General features: G+C 70.7%; 13 protein-coding genes. 8 read left to right on the top strand and 5 right to left on the bottom strand.

The genetic code is table 11. The features are described from left to right. The first annotated feature begins 139 nt into the window (after positions 1–139). From ACIGJO_RS20870 to ACIGJO_RS20880, 3 genes are all read left to right on the top strand, one after another. A complete protein-coding gene (locus tag ACIGJO_RS20870) occupies positions 140–1417 on the top strand; it encodes a cytochrome P450 (RefSeq protein WP_399960084.1) in 1278 nt (425 codons plus the stop codon). A 162-nt stretch (positions 1418–1579) separates the two neighbouring features. Beyond that, positions 1580–2752, top strand: coding sequence for a glycoside hydrolase family 26 protein (locus tag ACIGJO_RS20875; RefSeq protein ID WP_399960086.1), 1173 nt, complete (start codon positions 1580–1582; stop codon positions 2750–2752). 113 nt (positions 2753–2865) lie between these two features. Further along, positions 2866–5346, top strand: coding sequence for a SpoIIE family protein phosphatase (locus ACIGJO_RS20880; protein ID WP_399960088.1), 2481 nt, complete (start codon positions 2866–2868; stop codon positions 5344–5346). Between the two features lie 46 nt (positions 5347–5392). Here the strand turns inward: ACIGJO_RS20880 and ACIGJO_RS20885 are convergent, their stop codons facing one another. Then, positions 5393–6793 (bottom strand): MFS transporter, encoded by a 1401-nt coding sequence (locus tag ACIGJO_RS20885; RefSeq protein ID WP_399960090.1) that lies wholly within the window; start codon positions 6791–6793, stop codon positions 5393–5395. Between the two features lie 147 nt (positions 6794–6940). Here ACIGJO_RS20885 and ACIGJO_RS20890 point away from each other — a divergent pair, with 147 nt between their 5' ends. Next, on the top strand, positions 6941–7906 hold the full coding sequence (locus ACIGJO_RS20890; RefSeq protein WP_399960092.1) for a helix-turn-helix domain-containing protein: 966 nt from the start codon (positions 6941–6943) through the stop codon (positions 7904–7906). Between the two features lie 31 nt (positions 7907–7937). Here ACIGJO_RS20890 and ACIGJO_RS20895 read toward each other — a convergent pair whose 3' ends face one another. Then, positions 7938–9398, bottom strand: a complete 1461-nt coding sequence (locus ACIGJO_RS20895) for an APC family permease (protein WP_399960094.1) — start codon at positions 9396–9398, stop codon at positions 7938–7940. A gap of 252 nt (positions 9399–9650) precedes the next feature. Between ACIGJO_RS20895 and ACIGJO_RS20900 the strand changes: the two genes are divergently transcribed. The 3 genes from ACIGJO_RS20900 (at position 9651) to ACIGJO_RS20910 (ending at position 13321) form a co-directional block, all read left to right on the top strand. Further along, positions 9651–11099: an aldehyde dehydrogenase family protein gene (locus ACIGJO_RS20900; protein ID WP_399960097.1), complete on the top strand. Its 1449-nt coding sequence runs from the start codon at positions 9651–9653 to the stop codon at positions 11097–11099. Between the two features lie 176 nt (positions 11100–11275). Continuing rightward, a complete protein-coding gene (locus tag ACIGJO_RS20905) occupies positions 11276–12706 on the top strand; it encodes an NAD(P)/FAD-dependent oxidoreductase (protein WP_399960099.1) in 1431 nt (476 codons plus the stop codon). An 81-nt stretch (positions 12707–12787) separates the two neighbouring features. Next, the gene (locus ACIGJO_RS20910; protein WP_399960101.1) at positions 12788–13321 is read left to right on the top strand and encodes an Lrp/AsnC family transcriptional regulator; all 534 of its coding nucleotides are present in this window, start codon (positions 12788–12790) and stop codon (positions 13319–13321) included. A 23-nt stretch (positions 13322–13344) separates the two neighbouring features. Here the strand turns inward: ACIGJO_RS20910 and ACIGJO_RS20915 are convergent, their stop codons facing one another. Next, positions 13345–14076 carry a DUF6585 family protein gene (locus ACIGJO_RS20915; RefSeq protein WP_399960103.1) on the bottom strand — a complete coding sequence of 244 codons (732 nt, stop codon included), beginning with the start codon at positions 14074–14076 and terminating at the stop codon, positions 13345–13347. Between the two features lie 154 nt (positions 14077–14230). Between ACIGJO_RS20915 and ACIGJO_RS20920 the strand changes: the two genes are divergently transcribed. Then, positions 14231–15142, top strand: coding sequence for a LysR family transcriptional regulator (locus ACIGJO_RS20920; protein WP_399960275.1), 912 nt, complete (start codon positions 14231–14233; stop codon positions 15140–15142). A gap of 112 nt (positions 15143–15254) precedes the next feature. Here ACIGJO_RS20920 and ACIGJO_RS20925 read toward each other — a convergent pair whose 3' ends face one another. Beyond that, positions 15255–15746 (bottom strand): hypothetical protein, encoded by a 492-nt coding sequence (locus ACIGJO_RS20925; protein ID WP_399960105.1) that lies wholly within the window; start codon positions 15744–15746, stop codon positions 15255–15257. Continuing rightward, positions 15743–22609: an RHS repeat-associated core domain-containing protein gene (locus tag ACIGJO_RS20930; RefSeq protein WP_399960107.1), complete on the bottom strand. Its 6867-nt coding sequence runs from the start codon at positions 22607–22609 to the stop codon at positions 15743–15745. Before ACIGJO_RS20930 ends, ACIGJO_RS20925 begins: the two co-directional genes overlap by 4 nt. Positions 22610–22634 lie beyond the last annotated feature (25 nt).

Below are 22634 nucleotides of genomic sequence, written 5' to 3' on the forward strand. Positions count from 1 at the left end.
CCGTCCGGACACCGCGCGCCCGCCGGGTTCCGGCAATCGCGTGATGTGCCGGGGCGAGAACTCCCTGTCCTCCGCGTCGTTCGCGTGCCGGCGGGCCCTGGGCCGGAACATGGCCTGCGAACTCGTGGAGGTGGTGGGCATGAACGTTCCGGCACAGCTGTCCGGGGACCGGGTACCGCGCCTGGAGGAGGTGAATCCCGCCGATCCGCTCTTCTGGCGCCTGCCGCGCCCGGAGCGGCTGCGGGCATTCGCTCTGCTGCGGGAGCTCGACGCGCCGGTGGAGTTCACGCCCCGTCCGGGCGCCTCGCGCACCTTCGGCAGCGCCTTTTACGCGCTGGTGAAACACGCGGACGTACGGGCCGCCAGCCGCAATCCGCAGATCTTCGCCAGCGCGCCCGGCGTCACCACACCGGAGCCGGCGCGCTGGGCGCGCGCGGTGTTCGGGAACTCCATGGTCAACATGGACGGCGCCGAGCACGCGGCCATGCGCCGGATCATCTCCCGGTCCTTCACTCCGCGGCTGCTCGCGGCCGCCGAGGAGAACATCCACAGGGCAGCCCGGCGGCTGGTGGACGAGATGGCCCGCGAGTCCCCCGGGAACTTCATGCCGTCGGCCCCCTCCCGGCTGCCGCTGGAGGTCATCTGCGACCTGATGGGCATCCCCGGGCACTGCCGTCCGGGCATCGCCGAGCAGATCGATCACGCCTCGGAGCACGTCGGTGTCGAACGCCGGGGCCGCGCCCGGCTGCGCGTGCCGGGGCGCGGTCTGCGTTCCCTGGCCCGCATGCAGTTCGTGATGGCGAAACTCGCCCGTGAGCGCCGCCGCCGCCCCGAGGACGATCTCGTCTCCGCCCTGGTCCGTGCGGACATCGACGGCGAGGCACTGTCCTCGCGCCAGCTGGGGGCCTTCTTCTCGCTGCTGCTCGTGGCCGGTGTGGAGACCACCCGTAACGCCATCGCCCATGGACTGTCCCTGCTGACCCTTCATCCGGACCAACGCGAACTGCTGGAATCCGACTTCGACCGGCACATCGACAGCACCGTGGACGAAATTGTCAGGCATTCGACACCGATCATCCAGTTCCGCCGGACCGTCACGGCGGAATACACCCTGGGTGGACGCACATTCCTCCCCGGCGACAAGGTCGCCCTCTTCTACGCGTCGGCCAACCGCGACAGAACCGTATTCACCGACCCCGACACCTTCGATATCACCCGTTCTCCCAATCCCCACCTGGGATACGGCGGAGGCGGTCCTCATCACTGCCTCGGCGCACACCTGGCACGGCTGGAGATGAAAGCCCTGCTGCGAGAACTACTCACCAGGAAGAACGTCTTCCGACAGGTGGGAGACACGGAGCTCGTCGATTCGAATTTCGACAACCGGGTACGCCGCCTACCCTTCACCTTTCAGTAGCCAAACCCACCACCGAAACCCTTCCGCCAGGGATTCACTTGAATGGACCGGCCGAAACGCCAGAAATCATCAATGGCACATTCGCACCCTGTGGTAACCGATGATGAATCCTCGTATACCGGCCGGCCGGCCGGAGTTCCACCGGAGCCAGGAGGGGCGTTCATGCCCGCAAAGCGCCGTCTCATCAGCGCGTGTGTCGCGGCCGCAGTGCTCAGCGTCCTGGCCGGCGGCGGAATCGCCGGGCAGGTCCCGCCGGATCCCGACACGGTCGACGGTGCCGCCCCGGGCCCGGCGGGCACCGCGCGTACCGCGCACGGCGCGTATCTGGACTACGGACCGGCCGGGGTCCGGAGAATGGCGGGCCTGTCCCGCTGGCTCGGCGGAACGGAGCTGCGCGCGGGACACAGTTACCTGCCGGGCGATCTCTGGGTGAACATCGAGGGCCGTCCGGAATTCCTGCGTTCCTGGGCGGCCTGGCGGCAGGCGCAGGACGACCGGATGTTCGTACTGAACACACCCATGCTGGAGCGGAACGAGGACCGTGTTCCCGATTCCGAGGTCCGCACCATACTGCGCTCGGGGGCCGACGGGGACTACGACGGGCATTTCCGGAAGCTGGCGGAGCGGCTGGTCTCCCTGGGCATCCCGGACACCGTGATCGTGCTCGGCTGGGAGATGAACGGCACCACGTACACACATCGCTGCGCTCCCGATCCCCCGGCGTGGAAGGCGTACTGGAGAAGTATCGTCACCGCCATGCGCGAGGTACCGGGCCAGCGGTTCCGCTTCGATTTCGCGCCGAGCAGAGGACAGGACGCGGTCCCCTGGACCGACTGCTATCCCGGCGACGACGTGGTGGACATCATCGGCATGGACTCCTACGACCAGCCCCCCGGCGAATCGTTCGACGAGCAGGTCAATACCCCCTACGGACTGCGGAAGCACGTCGACTTCGCCGCGGAGCACGACAAGCCCATCTCCTATCCGGAGTGGGGGCTCTTCCGCAACGGCGACAATCCCGAATACATGCGCCGCATGCTCACCTGGATCGATGAGCACGACCCGGTGTACCAGACCGTCACGGATTACTGCCCGCACGGCGTGTGGCAGTGCGCGGGCAATCCCGAGTCGACGCGGGTGTACCGCTCCATGCTCGCCTCGATCGCCGGGCCACAGACCCCGGGCACCCCTGCTCCCACGCCCACCCCGGCCCCCGTTCGGCCCACACCCGCCGTGCCCGCCCCCGCCCTCGGGCGCAGATGGTGCATCACCCTTCCCTTCGGCGACTGGTTCGGCCACTGGCTCAGGGAACGCAGGATCTGCGTGCGCTACTGACCGGCCGGGGAAACGGCCCCGAGTACGCCGGCCGCGGGCCACCCCGCGGCCACGCTCGTGCACATTCCCGGGTGACGCGGGACCATGGAAGCCTAGAAACGGTGGTGAGGTGCATGGCAGCCGCCAGTGAGGAGCCCGGGGCGGGCTCCGGCGCCGCGCCCGCCACGGGGCCGCAGGCGCCCTTCGAGGCGTCCAACGACGCGACGGCGGTGCTCTCCGGGGACGGGACGGTCATCGGCTGGACCCGGGGGGCCGAAGACCTGCTCGGGTACCCGTCGGACGAGATGACCGGCCGGTCGGCGGCCGTGCTGCCGGCGGACGCCCCCGACCCGATCCGCACGGCCGCGATCGCCGAGCGGTGCCGGGCGGGGACCGGCTGGAGCGGGCTTATTCCCCTGCGCCACCGTGACGGCCGCCGGGTCGATGTGGAACTGCGGGTGTCCGCGTCCTTCCTGATCGGGGGGCGCGAGAGCTTCCTCGTCTCCGGGCGCGAGCGCAAGCCGCAGTGGACGATGCGCCAGTCCGTGCTGGAGGGGTTCCTGACGCGCTCGCCGGTCGGCATGGCGGTAATGGACACCGATCTCCGCTACATCTGGCTGAACGACACCCTGGAGCGTCTGGGCGGGGTCCCCCGTGAGGAGCGTCTGGGCCACCGCATGAGCGATGTGCTGCCGGGACTGAGGGCGGAGCGCATCGAGGAGGTGATGCGCGGGGTCGTGGAGACCGGTGTACCGGTCAACGACTACGAGTACCGGGGGTGGAGCTGGGCCGATCCGCATCGCCCGCACGCCTACTCGGCCTCGTTCTTCCCCCTGGTCGACGGGGACGGGACCGTCATCGGTGTCTCCTACCTCGTCCTCGATGTCACCGACCGGTGGAACGCCCGGCGGCTGCTGTCTCTCGTCAACGAGGGCGGGGCCCGTATCGGCAGCACCCTGGACGTCATGCGCACCGCTCAGGAACTCGCCGACTTCGCGGTGCCGCGCTTCGCGGACCTGGTCTTCGTCGACCTTCTGGAGCCGGCCGTCAGCACCGGGGACCCCGAGGCGTGGCGGTCCGGCGCACCGGGGCCGGAGTCCGGTCCACTGCTGCGGCGTGCCGGGATGCGTTCGGTGCGGGAAGGCTGCCCGGAGGCCGTCGCGCGGATCGGGGAGCGGGTGTACTTCGCCGCCCCGGCGCACGACCTGAGCTTCCTGGCCGAGGGGGAGCCGGTGCTCATCCCGGTGATCTCCCCGGGGAGCCGCCTGTGGGACGTGGGCCGGCCCGGGAGGACGGCGAAGATCCGCGAGTTCGGGCTGCACTCCCTGATCTGTGTACCGATGCGCGCGCGGGACACCGTGCTGGGCCTCACGACCTTTCTGCGGTCGCAGAACCAGGTCTCCTTCGCGGAGGAGGACGTGGCACCGGCCCGGGAACTGGTGGCGCGGGCGGCGGTCTCCCTGGACAACGCCCGCCGCTACACCCGGGAGCACACCGCGGCGCTCACCCTTCAGCACAGTCTGCTCCCGCACACCCTCCGCGGCGGAACGGCGCTGGAGGTGGCCTCCTCCTATCTGCCCGCGGACGCGAAGGACGGGGTCGGGGGCGACTGGTTCGATGTCATCCCGCTGTCCGGCGCCCGGGTCGGGCTCGTCATCGGCGATGTCGTGGGCCATGGCATCGGCGCCGCCGCGACCATGGGGCGGCTGCGCACGGCCGTGCAGACCCTGGCCGACATGGACCTGGCGCCCGACGAGCTGCTGGCCCGGCTCGACGATCTGGTGCTCACGCTGAGCCAGGAGGAGTCCGCCGACCAGGCCGCGGCCCCCGCCAGTACGACGGTGCTGGGCGCCACCTGTCTCTACGCCGTCTACGACCCGGTGACGCGGCGCTGCAGCATGGCCCGCGCGGGACATCCGCCTCCCGTGATCGTCACCCCGGACGGGGAGGTCAGCTTTCCCCAACTGCCCGCCGGTCCCCCGCTGGGACTGGGCGGGCTGCCCTTCGAGGCGATGGAGATCGAGCTGCCCGAGGGCAGCCTGCTCGGCCTGTACACCGACGGTCTGATCGCGGGAACCGACCGGGACGTCGAACACGGCATGTCCCGGCTCGGCCGAGCCATGGCACGGCGGGACCTGCCCCTGGACACCCTGTGCTCCACCACCGTCGAGCAGCTGCTGCCCGTGCCGCAGCCCGACGACATCGCGCTGCTGCTCGCGCGCACCCATGCCCTGAGCAGCGACCAGGTCGTCTCGTGGGACGTGCCCTCCGAACCGTCGGCCGTGGCCGGTACCCGAGCCCGCGCGGCCCGGCAGCTGGAGGCCTGGGGGCTGGGCGAGCTGGCGATGACGACCGAACTGATCGTCAGCGAACTGGTCACCAACGCGATCCGGTACACCTCCGGGCCCGTACGGCTGCGGCTGCTGCGCCAGTCCGTCCTGATCTGCGAGGTCTCCGACTCCGGCAGCACCTCGCCCCGTCTCCGGCACGCCCGCACGACGGACGAGGGGGGACGCGGTCTGTTCCTCGTCGCCCAGCTCTCCCGGCGGTGGGGCACCCGCTACACGCCTCACGGCAAGATCATCTGGGCCGAGCAGAACCTTCCGGAGGACTGAGGGCCCTCCACCGCCGGAGCACCCGTGGCCTTCCGGACGAAAGGGCCTACCCCCTGATCCGCCCGGCGGCCTTGATCCGGGCGGCCGCGGGCAGCCCGAGCAGCAGGACGACGCCCGCGGCCACGGCGTACGCGAGATGGTGTCCCGACAGCGAGGGGGTCCCGGATCCCGCGCTCGCGGCCACCCCGGCCAGGACCGCCGGGCCCACCGCGCTGCCGATCTGGAGGGCGGTGACCGTGACCGCCGACGCGGTGCCGTGGGCCGCCTCCCCGACCCCGCCCAGACCGGTGACGGTGATCGCGGGAAAGGCGAGTCCCTGTCCGGTCCCGGTGATGACGAGTCCGGCGAAGACCGGCCACCAGTAAGAGGAATGAGCACCGGTCAGGCACCAGAGCAGGACCCCGCCCGCGGTGGCCGTCAGGCCCACGGCCAGGACGGGGCGTGCGCCGAACCGCGGGATCAGCCGGCCGGACACCAGCGCCGCGCCGGTCACGGCCAGGCTCACCGGCAGCACCGCGAGCCCGGACGCGGCGGCCGTCATCCCCCGCACCTGCTGGAGATGGAGCGGCAGCAGGAACAGCGAACCACTCACGCAGAAGTAGAAGGCCGTCCCCACGAACGCGGCGGTGCGGACACCCGGGACGCGCAGCAGCGCCCGGTCCAGGAGAACCTCGTCGGCGGAGCGGGTGCGGCCGCGCCGCCACCACACGGCACCGGCCCCCGCGGCGGCACCGAAGGCGATCAGGAACAGTCCGTCACCCGGCCGCGTCGCCAGGTCCGCACCCAGCACGAGCAGGACGATCGCCACGACGAGGGCGCCGCCGCCGACCGGGTCCAGGCGGCGCGCCCGTTGCGCCGTGCCGGCCGGCAGCCACCGTACGGCTGCCGTCACGGTGATCACGGCGGCCGCCGCCTGCAGGGCGAACACCCCGCGCCAGCCCAGTGCGTCGGTGATCACACCGCCCAGGACGAGCCCGGCCCCGTAACAGCCGGCCTGCGCGGACGCGTAGATGCCGAGCGCCCTGGACCGGGCGGCACCCGCCGGGTACAGCCCGGTGACCAGGGCGGTGGCCGCGGGCATGGTGACCGCCGCGCCCGCACCCTGCACCACGCGGCCGACGGCGACCAGCCAGAAGGCCGGGGCGAGGAGGGCCAGCACGGCTCCGGCCGCCAGCATCAGCAGCCCCGCGGCCAGCACCCGGCGCCGCCGGAACCGGTCGGCCAGGGCACCGCCGCAGAGCAGCAGTCCGGCGAACGCGAGCGCGTAGCCGGTCACCGCCCAGGACAGGTTCTGCGCCGAGGTGCCGAATTCGGCGCCCAGGGACGGCAGTGCGCTGTTGAGGACGGCGACGCTTCCGGCATCGAGCCCGGCGGCGGCGCTGAGGACGAGCAGGGGCAGGTACCGCGGGGCCGCCGTCGGGCGGTCGAGTACGGGGGCAGTGGACATATGCGGGCTCCGGGAGGCACGGACGATGCTGACATCGCACAGTCTTCGCAGGCCGGAAGGGGTGGACCAGACACCGGTCGGGGGTAGCCCCGGCAGGGCCACCCTCGGGGCCTCCGCCGTCGCGCCGGAGGGGGACAATGGGGCGGTATGGATCTCGTACCCCCGGCGCCAAGCTCCCCGGACCCTGTGCCGGCACCGCATTCGACGACCCCGGCCGCGGCGCCCGCCCTGGGCCCCGTCCCGGCGCCGTCCGCTTCCGGCGTCGCTCCGTCGCCGCTTCCCGCGCTGGCGCACTTCCTTCGCTCGCGCCGGGCCCGGCTGACGCCGGAGAGCGTGGGCCTGCCGCGTTCCGGGGTGCGCCGGCTGCCCGGTCTTCGCCGGGCCGAGGTCGCGGTGCTGGCCGGGATCAGCCCCGAGTACTACACCCGGCTGGAACAGGGCCGCCAGCGTCATCCCTCGGCGGAGGTCCTGGACGCGCTGGCCTCGGCGCTGCGCCTGGACGCCGACGCCCGGCGCCATCTGCACCGCCTCACCGTCCGCGCGGCGCGGCGTACGGGACCGGGGGACGGCCCGGCCGGGGACTGCTCTCCCGTCCCCGGGGCGACGCTGCGCCTGTTGCGGGCGACCACGGTGTGGCCCGCCTATGTGATCAGTCCCGTGCGTGACGTGCTGGCCTGGAACGACGCGGCGGTCCGGCTGATCACCGACTTCGCCGCGCTGCCCGTCGCGCACCGGAATCTCGCCTGGTTCGCCTACGGCGACCCGCGCGCCAGGGAGCTCTTCGTGGACTGGGACGCCGTGGCCAGGGGCAACGCGCACCGGCTGCGCGATGCGCTGGCGGCGGATCCCCATGACGCGCGGGGCAATCGCCTGGTGGCCGAACTCACCGCGCACAGCCAGGAGTTCGCCGCCGCCTGGGAGGACCACGACGTACGCGGGCCGGGCACCGGCCACAAGGACCTCGACCATCCGTCGGCGGGCCGGCTGCGGCTGGACTACACGGTGTACGTGATCCCCGGCGCGCGGGCCCTCGAACTGGTCGTCATGACGGCCCCGGAGGGTTCGCCCTCGCACCGGGCGCTGGTGCGGAGCGCGGGCTCCGGACCGGGCTGAACGGGCTCGCCCGGTCCGGAGCCGCCCGGGGTCACTCCGGACGGCCGTCCGCGTCCCGCCGGTCCTGCACCTTGATCCGGTACAGCCACAGCAGGACGGCCGCCACCAGCACGGCGAGTGCCACCCCCAGCTCCGTGTAGCCGCCGTATCCGGTGATGGAGAAGCCGGTCGCGCCCACCACCAGCACCACGGTGAGGAATGCGGCGAGCGCCCAGGCCAGCGGGACGAAGAAGCGCGGCAGCCGGATGGGACGTACCGCGTCGGGACGGTCCTTGCGCAGCAGCGCGAACCCGGAGACCGCCAGCACATGGGTGAGGATGTAGCCCAGGTTGCCGGTGACGATGATGGCCAGCGGGGTCTGGAGCACCGTCAGCACGAAGACGTTGAGGACCAGGGCCACCAGCAGTGCCCTGGCGGGTACGCCGCGCCTGTTCAGCACGCCCACCTGCTTGACCGTGAGCCCGGACTTGCCCATCTCGTACAGGACCCGGGAGCCGTCGGCGAGCCCGGTGATCATGATGAGCAGCAGGGAGGCGATGAGGAAGACCACCATGAGGTCGGAGGCGCCGCCCACCAGGTCCTGGAAGGCGCCGATGTAGAAGGTGGTGGGCTCCTCGGCGATGGCCTTCTCACCCACGTACCCCGACAGGGTGAGCGGGAGCAGGATGAAGACGCCGAGCGAGAACAGCACACCGGCCCGCAGCGCCCGGGTGGTGTCGCGCACGGTGTCCTTGTACTCGGGCGCGAAGGTCGCGCACACCTCCACGCCGAACGAGGTCCAGGCCATCACGTAGAGCCAGACCAGCGCCTCGCGCAGACCCGCCGCGCCGTGCAGGTTCCAGTGCAGGCCCTCGGCGCTCCAGTCGCCGGAGAACAGCGGCAGGACGATGAAGACCGCGAGCGGGATGAGCAGGGCGCCGCCGGTGACGTAGACGACCCACATGGCGACGTGCAGGCCGATCATCGCCGCGCCGAACAGCAGGAGCATCACCGCCAGGCCCACCGCGATGGGGAAGTCGACCTTGAGCGGTCCGAAGTCGACGCTCCAGTCCTGGCCGGGGAACCACTGGGCCCGGACGAAGGAGCCGATGAGCCCGGAGTAGACGGCCAGCGCCGTGGTCCAGGGGAACCAGTAGCCGATGCTGGCGATCGGCCCCACCACGGGTGCCCGCTTCTTCCAGCCCTGCGTCGCGTAGTGGGCTATCCCGCCGGAGGACTCGGGGAACATCGCGGCCAGTTCGGTGTAGATCCAGTTGGTCGCGGTGGCGAGCGCCATCGAGACGGCCCACAGGGCGATCGCGCCCCAGGCGCCGAGGCCGCCGATGGAGGCACCGAGCGAGGCGATGAGCGCGGCCGGCATGGTCAGCGACATCGCGAAGCCGTCGAACCAGCTCATCTTCCGGGGCAGTGCGGTGGCGGCCGGGCCGTCCGTTCCCGGCTGTCCGGGCGATGGGGAGGCGGGTGGCGGCGGGTTCTTCGACTGGGCTGACATGGCGATCCCCTCAGGGTGGACGCAGACAGAAGTAGCGATGAGGCCTGGTTATAGGTCAAGCGAAAATCGCCTGTCAATACTCACGAACAAGCAATGTTTGACTTCTACATTTGCTGAATCAGCAGTCTTGACAGTTTCTGTTTGCTCAGAGAGTCTCCAGACATCGCTTCGCACCGGACCCTGGGCCGAGCGGCCCCGGGGCCCGTATCCCCGGCCCGCCCCCGGGCCCGCACAGGACTGAGAGGCCATCGCATGAGCACCCCGACCGCCGCCCGGCACCAGCTCTTCATCAACGGCTCCTACACCGACGGCTCCTCCGTGACCGACCACGAGGTCATCAGCCCCGCGACGGGCGGACTCGTCGGCACCTTCCCGCTGCCCGTCGCCGCCGATGTCGATGCCGCGGTGCGCGCCGCCAACCGGGCGCAGCCCGCGTGGGCCGCGACCAACGTGTGGAAGCGCGCGGAGCTCTGCCACCGCATCGGCGACGAGCTGAGCGGCCGGGTCGACGAACTCGCCCGCCTCCAGTCGCTGGAGCAGGGAAAGCCGCTCGCCGAGTCCGTCTCCGACATCGAGGAGGCGGCGAAGCTCTTCCATCTGCACGCCGAGGACGCCGTACGGCTGCACGGCGAGACGCTGCCGTCCACCGACAGCACCAAGCGGATGTTCACGTTCCATCGCCCGGTCGGTGTCTGGGGCATCATCACGCCGTGGAACTTCCCCCTGCTGATGCTCGCGGAGTTCGTCGCCCCCGGGCTCGCCACCGGCAACGCCCATGTCGTCAAGCCGCCGGCCAACACCCCGCTCACCGTCCTGCGGGCGATGGAGGCGTTCGTCGCCGCCGGGCTGCCCGACGGCCTCGTCAACATCGTCCCGGGCGAGGGGGAGACCGGCGACGCGCTGGTCCGTCACGAGGGCATCCACGCGATCGGCTTCATCGGGTCCACCGAGACCGGCGCGAAGATCCAGGCGGCCGCGGGACTCAAGCGCTCCATCATGGAGTGCTCGGGCAACGGTCCCCTCGTCGTCCTGGCCGACGCCGATGTCGAGGCCGCCGCGAAGGCCGCTGTGGACGGCGCCTACCCGTGCGCCGGACAGGTCTGCTGCGCCACCGAACGCGTCATCGTGCACGCCGGCATCCACGACGCCTTCGTGGAGGCAGTGCTGCGTGAGGCCCGGCGCATCACGTTGGGCGATCCGTTCGACCCGAAGACCGTGCTCGGACCGCTCAACAACGAGGGCGTCGCGGCCAAGATGGACCGCCACATGGCCGACGCCCGCGAGCGCGGCGCGCGTGTCCTGCTCGGCGGCAGGCGCGCCCCGGGCCACCCCACCGATCTGTACTACGAGTTCACCGTCGTGGACGGAGTGCCGGAGGACAGCCTGCTCTCCCGCGAGGAATCCTTCGGACCGGTCGTCCCGATCATCACCGGCCAGGACGAGGACGATCTGCTGCGCATCGCCAACGACGACAGGCTGGGTCTCCAGGGCGCCGTCTTCACCCGCAGCATGACCTCCGCCTTCCGCTTCATCGAGGAGATGGAGGTCGGCCAGGTCATCGTGAACGAGAGCAACAACTGGTGGGACATCAACATGCCCTTCGGCGGCGCCGGCAGCCGCTCCACCGGCTGGGGCCGCATCGGCGGCAAGTGGACGCTCATGGACATGACCGACACCCGTACCGGCGTCATCAGTCTCTGACCGGCCGGCGACGCCCGCCGTCCGGCCCGTCCGGACACCCCGGCGCCGCATCCGCCGCATCCGCCGCACCTTCGCGCGGCACATCTTCGCCGTCCAGCCCGCGCGGTCCGGCCCCACCCCCCGGTGGGGGCCGGCCCACGCCGCCCCCACCCCGCCGGCAACGAGGTACCCGCCCCATGACCACCGCCCTCCCGCACCCCGAGCGGCAGCAGCGCATCCGGCACCGCAGCCGTCTGCGCGACACCAAGGCCGCCGCCTACTGGCTCGACCGGCCCGAGCACCCCGGGCCGCTGCCCCGGCTGACCGCCGACACCACCTGCGATCTCGCGGTCGTCGGCGGCGGATACACCGGACTCTGGACCGCCCTGCTCGCCAAGCGCGCCCACCCCGAACGAGACGTCCTCGTCCTGGAACAGAGCACCTGCGGCCACGCCGCCAGCGGCCGCAACGGCGGTTTCTGCTCACCGAGCATCACCCACGGCCTCGCCAACGGCGTCGACCGCTGGCCCGCCGAGGCCGGTCTGCTGCACCGCCTGGGCATGGAGAACTTCGACGCCTTCCAGCGCGACCTGGACACCCACGGCATCGACTGCGGATTCGTCCGCAGCGGCAAGGTCACCGTCGCCGCGACGCCCTGGCAGGCCGAGGGGCTCAGCGGCGCCCACGCGCTCGCCCACCGCTACGGCGAACGGACCAGGCTGCTGGACCGCGAGGAACTGCGGCGCTACGTCGACTCCCCGCTCTGGACGGCGGGGCTCTGGTCCCCCGACTACGCGCTCCTCGACCCGGCACGGCTCGTCTGGGGGCTGCGCGCCGCCTGCCTCGATCTGGGAGTCCGGATCGCGGAGCACACCGAGGTCACCGCCCTGACCAGCCGTCAGCCCGGACGGGTCCGGCTCACCACCGCGTACGCCGACGTCGGCGCCCGGCAGGTCGCCCTCGCCACGAACGTCTACCGGCCGCTGCTCAAACGCCTCTCGCTCACCATGATCCCGGTCTACGACTACGCGCTGACCACCGAACCGCTCAGCGAGGAGCAGCTCGCCTCCATCGGCTGGAGCGGCGACCACGGAATCACCGACGCGGGCAATCAGTTCCACTACCTCCGCAAGACCGACGACAACCGCATCCTCTTCGGCGGCTACGACGCGGTCTACCACTACGGCAACCGCGTCGAGGAGCGCCTCACCCAGCGCCCGGCCACCTTCGACACGCTCGCCGCCCAGTTCGCCGAGACCTTCCCGGCCCTGGCCGATGTGCGCTTCTCCCACTCCTGGGGCGGTGTCATCGATTCCACGACCCGCTTCTGCATGTTCGCCGGCACCGCGGCGCACGGCCGGATCGCCTACGCCCTCGGCTTCACCGGACTCGGTGTCGGGGCCACCCGTTACGGTGCCCAGGTCATTCTGGATCTGCTCGCCGGTGAGCGCACGGAGCGGCTGCGGCCCGCCATGATCCGGCGGCCCCCGGTGCCCTTCCCCCCGGAACCGGTCCGCTATCTGGGGGTCGAGGCCACCCGGTGGTCGATGGCCCGCGAGGACGTGAACGGCCACCGGAACGCGTGGCTGCGCACCCTGGACCGGCTCGGTCTCGGCTTCGACTCCTGAGCCGGGCAGGATAGGCGCGTACGACCGAAGATCCAGGCCCGCGGGACCGCGCGGGCCGCACATGAGAGCCGGAGCGACAGCATGAGCACGCTGGGTGGCAGCCCCCTGGACGACACCGACCGCCAGATCATCGCCGCACTTCAAGCGGAAGGCCGCCGCCCGTACAGCCAGATCGCCGAGGAACTGGGCATCCCCGCCTCCTCCGTGCGCTACCGCGTCCAGCGCATGGAGGAGAACGGCACCCTCCAGATCGTCGGCATCGCCAACCCGCTGACCATCGGATTCGACCGGTTCGCGATGGTCGGCATCCGGGTCAGGCCGGGCACCGCCCAGGAGGTCTGCCGACGGCTGCGGGAGCTGCCGGAGACCTCCTACGTCATCATGACGGCGGGCACGTACGACGTGATGGCCGAGGTGATCTGCCGGGACACCGACCACTTCACCGATCTGATGAACCGCAGGCTCCAGCTGATCGACGGACTCCTTTCGACGGACTCCTTCTTCGTGCTGGAGGTGCACAAGCTGGCGTACGGCTGGGGCGTCGGCGAGGTGGACACCTCCCTGCTCGACGCCCCTCAGCCGCCGCTCGGAGCGGGCCTCGACCAGCTCGACTGAGCCCCCGGCCCATCGCCGGCGTCCTATCGCCCGCGGAGGCTCTCCGCGACGGTCAGGAAGACCTGGCAGTTGGGGACGTTCCAGACCGCGGTGGAGGCCCATGGCCTGGTCCGGCCGGACCGCCGGACGACCATCCTGCCCGCCGACACCCGGATCTCCCCGACCTGCCGCCAGGGAAGCAGCCCCTTCCTGGCGGTGGTGACGCCCCTCGCGCAGACCGTGAACCTGCCGAAGGTGACCCTCCGGCCGTCCCGGACGGCGTCCAGGACCGCCGGGGCCTGTGCCCGGGTGATGGCGTCGGGTATCCAGGAACCCCAGATCCCGGCGCCCTCGTACGCCTCGGTGATCTCCGCCCTGGCCCCGGCACGGGTGCGCAGCGAGTACCGGTAGGTCGTTCCCATGGACACGTCCTGGCTGACCATGTGGCGGGTGACGGCCTGATGGAGGGTGAGGGATCCCCAGCGTGCGACGACGACCCGGCCGCCGAACGTCGCGGGGGCGATCAGACCTTCCTCGAACAGGCAGAGACGCTTGGCGGCCTGCTTCCGGCTGAGGTTCGGGCTGCGGGTCGCCATCCAGATGAGGACCAGGCCGGGAAGGACGAAGACCGCCAGGCCGAGAAGAACGACGAGGGAGTAGGCGATGATGTCCTGGCGGTCGTAGCGCCGCAGGGCGTAGCTCGCCCGCAGCGGGCCCAGCCGGTGGCGTTCGGCCAGTGCGGCGGTCTCGGGCGGCAGTGGAGCCGGTTCAGTCATGTGTTCCTGCTTCGAAGGGGACGGCCGGCATCGGGCAGAATCCGAGGACGTCCGGCCTGCGCGACAAAGGTGTGGGGAACGTGGACGACGCTAGGGGGAAGGCCGGGCATTCCACCAGCGACCAGATCGCATGCGAGCCATGCGCGGGGGGAATGTGTTCGAGATCGACGCGTTGCGTCTCCTGGTGAAAGTGGCCGGCACCGGGTCGTTCACCAGGGCCGCCGCGGAGCTCAACTACACGCAGTCCGCGGTGTCGCGGCGGATCGCCGCACTCGAACAGGCCGCGGGCGGGCCGCTGTTCGAGCGGCTCGCCCGGGGTGTACGGCTGACCCCGGCGGGTCACGCGCTGCACCACCACGCGACGGAGGTACTGGACCGCCTGTCGCGGGCGCGGCACGAACTGTCCATGATTCACGCGGGCAGCGGCGGGACACTGCGGGCCGGTGCCTTCGCCACCGCGAACATCTCCCTGGCCCCGGCCGCGCTCCGCGCGTTCAAGGAGGCCGCTCCGGACGTCGAGGTCATCGTGACGGAGGGCCGGAGCGCCATGCTGACGCAGCGTGTCGCGGACGGAGCACTCGACCTCGCCGTGGTCAGCGACTACCCGTCCGGACTGCCCGCCTCCGACGGCGTCACCACGACCGTCCTGCTGAAGGACGAGTTGCTCGTCGCCCTGCCGCGTGGCCATCCCCTGGCGGGTACCGGCCAGGTCGAGCTGCGCGACCTGCGCGACGAGGTCTGGCTCCAGGACGCGCCCGCGTCCAGTCCCCCGGTCCTCGCGGACGCCTGGGCCGACGCGGGTTTCCGGCCGAGGAAGGTCATCAGGATCGCGGAGTGGGCGGGGAAGTTCGGCTATGCGAGCGCCGGGCTGGGCATCGCTCTGGTGCCCTCGCTCGCGGCCCGGGCGGTCCCCGGGGACCTCGTCCTGTGCCGGCTGGGCGGTCTGCCTCCCCACCGGACCGTCCATGTGGCGCTGCCCGCCGCCCCGTTGCCCGCCGCGCTGAAACTGCGGGAGCTGCTGCGTGAGGCGGTCGTCCGGTCCGTACAGCCCGAGGGCCGTCCCTGACCCCGCCGCCCCGGGTGCCGGCCTGGCCACGGCGCTCCGCCCGTGCGACGGGGCCCGGTCCGTGGGTACGGACCGGGCCCCGCCGAGGTGGAGCGCCGTCGGGCGGCCGGGCTCAGAGCGCCCGGGAGCCCGTCTGCGCGGGCCCGCCGAGGGCTGTCAGCAGACCGTGTGTCACGGCCTGCCGGAAGGCCCCGTCCTCCGGTGCCACCAGCGTGATCAGCTGGAGGCCCGTGCCGACGAGCCCGATCTCGTACGGCTCGTAACCGAATCCCGTACGGGTGTAGGGATCATCCAGCGCCAGCACGTTCAGGGACGTCCAGCCCGCCGGCTCGTACGCCAGGGAGAAGGGGCCCTCCTGGTGCGGATCGAGCACATAGCCGGAGTCGTCCCAGCCCGCCACCATGTCCTCGTCGCGGGCGACGAGCACCTGGCCGGATGCCTCGGGCAGCGTGAGCGCTCCCGGCTCCCAGGCGGAGAACTCCTCACCCTCGCCCGCGGACACCCGGAGCAGCGGCCATCTGCGCGACCAGTCGGCGAGGAAGCGTCCGACGGCCTCGGACACCGGGCCGCACGCGACGAACACGCTGTCGCTGCCTGTGATCATGGTGCCTTCCATCCTGTGGTGGGCCCGAAGTATCTGACCCTGGCCCGCGCGACCGTCACGCCCGCGGGAATCGCGAAGATGAATTTACCCCGGTCCCCCCGCAGCGGTACCAGAGCGCTCTGCGGCACCTGGAGCTCCATCACGTACTGCGACTTCTCGTTGGTGATTCCCAGCTTCTTGAACGCGCCGGGGGCGGTCAGGTCGGCCGGGCTGCGGGTGGTGAAGAACGGGCCCGCCCCGTTCTTCGAGTCGCCGGGCTTGATCTTGTAGGGGTTGCCCGCCCGGATGCCGTTGTACCCGGACTTGTTGGTGTAGTGGTAGACGGTGACCAGGCAGTTGTGGACGAGCAGAGGGGTCTCGCCGGCGTTCACGTAGTAGGCGTGGATGCCGTCGATCGTCAGGTCGTGCGTCCGCTGCCGCTGCTCGAAGTACCGGGCGGCGACGAGTGTGACCTTCTCGTCCGACGGAGTGCTGAGCTCCATGCCCGGACGCAGTTCGCCCGCGTCGATCCACTCGCCCTCGGAGGCGACCCAGAACGGGTGGGTCACCGTCGAGATGAGAGCCGAGGTACGGCTTTCGTCCCCGGTGCTCACCGTGAGGTCGACGAAGTCCTTGTCCGACTCCGTGACGATGGTGCCGACCACGGCCCGGGTGGTCTCACGGCCCGTCTCCGGGTCGGTCGTCGCTACCCGGTCGCCGATCCGGACGTCCTCGATGCGCTTCCTGCCGCCGTCCGCCAGGAGCACGGTCGTACTCGGCAGGAAGCTGTGCGTCTCGCACTCGTCATCGTCGTCGTCCTTCTTCTTTTTCTTCTTTCTCGCGGCTGCCTTGTCCTTGGCCTTGTCCAGCTTCTCCTCGGCCTTCTCCAGCTTGTCCTCCGCCTTCTTGATCTTCTTGATCGCCCGGTAGAGGTCGGGGACGAGGTCGAGCGCCTTGGCGATCCGCTTGGCCTTGAAGATGCCCTTGAGCACCGCCCCGCCGACGAAGTTCATCGCGATCTCGCCGGCGGCCTTGAGGCACTTGCCGACCGTCGGGTTGGACGCGCAGTCCTGGAGCGCGTTGATGCCGACGATGTCCTTGATCTGGTAGATGATCTCGTCGGCCACCTGCGTCACGACGCTGTCCGCCGACTTGGCGTTGGACTTGGCCTGGTCGACGCCCTGCTGGGCCTCTTCCACCTCCTTGTCGTCGTTGCCGAAGTTGCCGTCCAGCACACCGCACATCAGGCCCATGCAGAAGAGCAGTCCGCTGGGGTCGGAGAGGGTCACGGGCGAGTTGTTGGCGTACGCGTACGCGTTCATCTGCTGCGAGTTGAGGAAGTCGATCACCGGGTCGGGCGAGATGAACTTGCCCAGCAGTGGATCGTATTCACGGGCTCCCACGTTGGTCAGCCCGGTCGACTCGTCGATCGTGCCGCCGACGAACCCCTTCTCCCCCGGCCAGGCACCGTCCGCCGGCTGGTCGCCGCGCGGATTGCCGTACGGGTCGGATCTTCTGACCGTCACCGCGCCGGTCACGGCGTCGATCGCCAGCTGACCGGTGTCGTGATGGTCGGAGGCGAGGAACGAGACCTTGTTGTCGCTCGTCCGTACGGCGACCGTCTGGTCGGCGTAGGTGTAGTAGCGCGTCGCCTCGGGCTTGGTCGAGCCCGTGGGAAGGTGCAGTTCCATGCCGGGGAGGTAGATCGTCGTCCCGTCGGCGTCCTTGCGCTGGACCCGGGAGCCGTCCGCGTCGTAGAGGTAGCTCGTCTCCGACGACTCGTCGGTGCCCGCCGTGGTCGGGTCGTCCGGCGAGACGAACGACCGCAGCTTGCCGTTGCTGTCCCAGCCGAGGGTGTGCGTGTTGCCGCCGTCGGTACGGGTGTCCATCCGGCCCGCGTCGTCATACCCGTAGCGGGTCTCGTGGTTTCCGGTCGGGGTGTCCTCGACCACCTTGGTCACCGCGTGCGGGCCCGCGCCGTCGGCGCCGTAGGTGAAGGTCCTGGTGATGTCCTTGGCCGGGTCGAGCCCGATGTCGTGGGTGATGTCCTGCGTACGGTTGCCCGTGCTGTCCGTCGTGAACGACTTCCAGTACGGGGAGGGGCCGCCGAGCGGGCCGCTGCCGGGATCCGCCGTGCAGGCGGAGGGCATGGAGCCGTCGACCGGGGCCTTCGTTCCGGTGGTTCCGGAACCGCTCGCGCCGGCGGCGGTCGCCCCCGGGGTCCATACCTCGGAGAGCCTGCGGTTGCCGTCGTAACGGAAGCACTGCACATCGGGCTGTGCCGGAACGGCGACGTCCGAGACCGACAGGACGTTGCCCGCCTGGTCGTAGGAGTAGTTGGCCTCCTTCGCCGGGCCGGTGCCCGCCCCCAGGACGTCCACGACGGAACGGGTGAGCCGCTGGGTGCCGGTCTCGTAGTCGAACGTCTGAAGGGTCTTCTTGCCGCCCGTGCTCAGCTGCATCTGGAGCAGCTGGCTGGTCGGGGACCAGACCGACTCGGTGACGTAGGTGGAGATGCCGCTCATCGTGACCGGCCGCTGCATCTCGTCGTAGCCGTACGACAGCACCTCGGCCGCGAGTCCGCCGGCGGCGGGCAGGCCCGTGCTCTGCGGCGTGCCGTCACGGTTGTACACGGAGGTGAAGTCGTACGTGCCCGCGAGGGAACCCTGCGCCGCGGGCACCACGTACGAGGTCTTCACGGGCCGGTAGAAGTCGTCCACGCTCTGGATGACCGAGGCGAAGTACTCGGTGGCGCTCGTGTACCGCAGAGAGGCGTACGGCTGACCGATCATCCCGGCCCGGTCGTACCGCTGTTCCGTGAGCTTCTTGCCCGCGGCCACGGTGCCGTCGTAGGTGATGGTCGGCCGCCCGATGCCGTCGTAGGACGTCGAGACCGTCTCCGCGGTGGCGGTGTGGGTCGTCGAGATCATCCGGTCGGCCTCGTCGTAGGCCATCGTGGTGGTGCCCGCGTCGGGGTCCACCGCGGTGGTCTTGCGGCCCCGCTGGTCGTACTCGGCGGACCAGGTGTTGCCCGCCGAGTCCGTCACCTTCTCCAGTCCGCCGGCGGGCGTGTACCCGTACGACGTCCAGGAGTACGTGGGCGGACCGGTCAGGACCGGGACGTTGCCGGGGTACTGCCGCAGCTCGGTCAGCCTGCCGTTCGCGTCCCTGACCGATGTGGTGGCCAGCCCGCCGCTGGGCGCCGTGACGTGTTCCCGGTCGCCGTCGTACCGCGTGCTGGTGCGCCACTGCTCGACGCCGGAGACCGCGAAGACCTCGGCCGTGGTGCGGCCCATGTCGTCGTACTCGTAGTGGGTCTGCGCGCCGGCCTCGCCGTTGCGCACCACGAGCAGTTCGTCGGACGGGGCGCCCGCCGCGGTGTAGGTCTCGTACGACGTCTTGAGGTTGCCCCGGCTGTCGTAGAAGGTGTCCGCCATGAGCCGGGTGCCGCCGGGACCGTCGGCCTGCTTCTGCCGCGCCCGCATCAGGCTGTCGTAGAGGGTGTACTCGACGGCGTAGCCACCGCTGTTGTCGATCTTCTCGGACTTGATGGCGAGCGGCTTGTCCTTGCGCACCACGTAGGAGTGCTTGGAACTGGGGGTCTGCGTCGCCTTGACCCGGTCCTGGAGCCAGACCGAGGTCACCCGCCCCAGCCCGTCGAAGGCCACGTCGGTGCGCTTGCCGTTCGGGTCGGTCTGGCCGCGGCTCTGGCCCCACGCGGGGGCGTAGTCGGTGGTCACCGAGTGGTTGAGCTGATTGGTGCCCTTGACCGAGGTTGTCAGGCCGTTGGTCTCGGTGTAGGTGGTGGTGGTCTTGCCGGTGCCCGGGTTGGTGGTGGTCTTGACCCGGCCGAGCGCGTCGTAGGTGTTCTTGCTCGTCTCCTGGTACGAGGCGGTCGTGCCGTTGTGCGAGGCGAGACGCTCGGTGGAGCTGACGACACCGCGCGTGGGAGCGGCGCCGTAGGCCAGGTTGTCGTACAGCGTCCGGTCGTCGAGCACGACCTGTGTGGCGCGCTTGGGAGTGGCGCCGCAGTCCACGGACACCTTCTCGACCCGCTTGATCAGGCTGAGGAGGTTCGCGCTCCCCGTCGTGCTGTCCGCGTACCAGGTACGCGTGCAGGTGTCGTCCTTCGCGGCCGCGGCCTTGTCGGCGGCGCTCGCGGTGTCGGGGACGATGTGGCCGAAGTCCTCGACCTGGGTGACCCGCCCGGTGCCGGTCGGCGTGTCGTAGCTGGTGCGTGTCTTCGTCTCGCGCCAGCCGCCGGACGCCAGTGCCGTGAAGCCGTGTGCGATCTCCGGCTTGACCAGGGTCGCGTGGGTCGTGGCCCACGTCTTGGTCTGGGTGGCGGTGTGGTGCTTCCACGGCGTGTTGATCACCTTGGCGGAGACCTTGCCGCTGTTGTACGAGAGCGCTTCGAGTTCGAAGCCGGTGTAGTCCTCGTCGTCCGTGCGGCTCGTTCCGGTGGAGTCGGTCACCGTCGCGGAGCGGGTGCCGCCGCCCGGCTTCCGGTCACCGTCCAGGCCCTGGAAGTAGGTGTAGTCGATGCGGGTGCGCTGTGTGTCCTCGCCGCCGCTGGTGACCTTGACCTTGCCGTATCCCTGCCACTCGCCCCAGGTGAGGAACTTCTCCGGGGTGATGCCGTCCGGCTTGGAGTGCCGCCAGCCCGCCGGGCCCTCGTAGCCGTACCGGGTGACCATCTTGTCGCCGCCGCCGGTGCGGTCGGTCTCGACGATCTCGGCGACGACGTACTTGTGGAACCAGTCGTCGATGGGCTCGATGTGTCCGGGTGCCGCCCACTTGACCGGATAGCAGCGCTTGGTGGACTCGCCCGGCTTGGGCAGGGCGGAGGCCGTGCAGTCGGTGGGGGCGAAGTTGATGTCCAGCTGGGCACCGGTCTCGCTGACGACGGTGGCCAGCCGGTAGCGGTGGAACGGGGCGAGGTTGTCGCCCGTGGCGTCCACCCGGTTGGCGAGCTGCGTGCCGATCAGATCGAGGGAGGGCAGGTTCGCGGCGGTTCCGACACGGCCCTGGTGGTCGATCGCGGACAGCCACAGCGCCTTGGAGTCGTCACCGTTGTCGAGGAAGAGATGGGTGAACGACCAGGCGTCCACGTCCTGGTAGGACGTGGCGTCCTTGCGCATCTGGGTGACGACGGACTTCAGCCGCTTGGTGGTGAAGAAGGAGGCCGCTATCTGGTCCGAGCCGCACTTCGTGGACGCCTTGCACTCCTGGTCCACCGGGGTGTCGGGCCAGTGCGCGGCGTTGGCCTTCGTCCGCTTGGACTCCGCGCAGTCGAAGGTGTCACCGGGAAGGCAGCGCTCGGCCGCCTCGAAGGTGACACGGGCCGGGGCCTTGGCCGCGTACACCTGTCCGTCACGCTGGCCGTAGTCGATCCGCTTCAGATAGCCGCCCCGGTCGTACGCGGTGCCGTTGACGTCCGTCTTGGCGTTCAGGGCGTAGTGGTTGACCTCCTTCTCGTAGAAGTGGGACATCACGTTGCCGTGCCGGTCCTTGACGTAGTCGAGGTTCCAGCGCCATGCCTGCTTGCACGAGGCGTTGGCGAAGGTGGCGTTGTAGCAGGGCTCACCGGAGTCGTCGCCGAAGACGGGGGTGGTCCAGGTCGAGGCGGTCTCCTCGTTGCCCGTCGCCCAGCCCGGCAGCCGGTTCAGCCCGAAGTAGTACTCCGTGCCGTCCGGGGTGGTGATCTTCCAGTGCTCGCCGTCGTTGTCGCCGTTCGTGGCGCCGGTGAGCTTCTCGACCTTCGAACCGTCGGAGTTGGCGAGCCGCCACTGGCCGGTGTCGTCGTCCTTGATGATCTGGGAGGCGTTCCCCTTCAGCATCACCGTGGCGTTGTCGAAGGCCCAGCACTGCTCGGCGGAGAGGTCGTGGCCGTCATCCACGCAGGACTTGTAGCTGCGCTCGATGTAGTCCGCCTCGTAGCCGAAGCCCTCACCGATCCAGGAGCCCTGGTTGTTCGTGGCCGACGTACGGCCGTCGACCGACTGCGAGGTGTAGGAGAGGCCCACGGTGGGGGTGAGTCCGCCGGGCGTCGGGACGACGCGCAGCGGATAGGACCAGGTGAAGCCACCGGTCGACTGCGCCACGCTCCAGCTCGCGGACGGCGCCAGGGGGGTGGCTCCATAGGTGCCCTGCGAGGACGAGTTGCCCGCGGTCAGGGCGATCAGGGTCCCGGCCCGGACGGCCATCGCCGAGGGTCCGCCCGCTTCCGCCGCGCTCGCGGTCACCTCGGCCGTGGCCGTGTTGGACCGGGGGTCGTTCTCCGTGGCCAGCGGCTTGCCCGTACCGGGGCAGGCCTTGCTGCCCGGCTTCGCCACCGCCGCACAGGCGGGCAGCTCGACCAGGCGCAGCCGGGCTCCGTACGAGCCTCCGTAGGCCTCCTCGAAGGCCGAGTAGTCCACCGACAGGCGGACCTTCGCGTCCGCCTCGGCGTTGTCGCCGCGGCTCACCTTCAGGACGGCGCCCGCGCCGAGCTGCTTCGCGCGCTCGGCGGGCAGGACATCGACATCGACCGTGGCCGGGGCGGCGGCGGCCTTCGCCGAGCGGCCCGTACGGGTGCCGGCGGCCTCGACGGCGACCGGCAGACCGCCGACCTTCACCTCCACCGGATTCCTGGCCGCGACATCGATCGCGGCACTGCCCCCGGTGGGCCACAACGCCTTGTCGAGCCGGGTGACGGCGGACTTCGCGGCCTTGTCGACGGGGCGCGGGACGCCCTTCGCGCGGGCGCCCTCCACCGGGTCGCCGACGTCCTGGACGCGACGTCCGTCACGGCCCTTTTCCCCGGCCGGAACGGCGTGCACCGTACTTCCGGTCAGGGCGATCACCACGCCCAGGGCGGTCGCCGCGAGCAACCGTCCGGGCATGCGCCGGCTCAACAGCCGGCCATGA

The sequence above is a fragment of the Streptomyces sp. NPDC079020 genome, assembly GCF_044542225.1.
GTDB lineage: Bacteria > Actinomycetota > Actinomycetes > Streptomycetales > Streptomycetaceae > Streptomyces.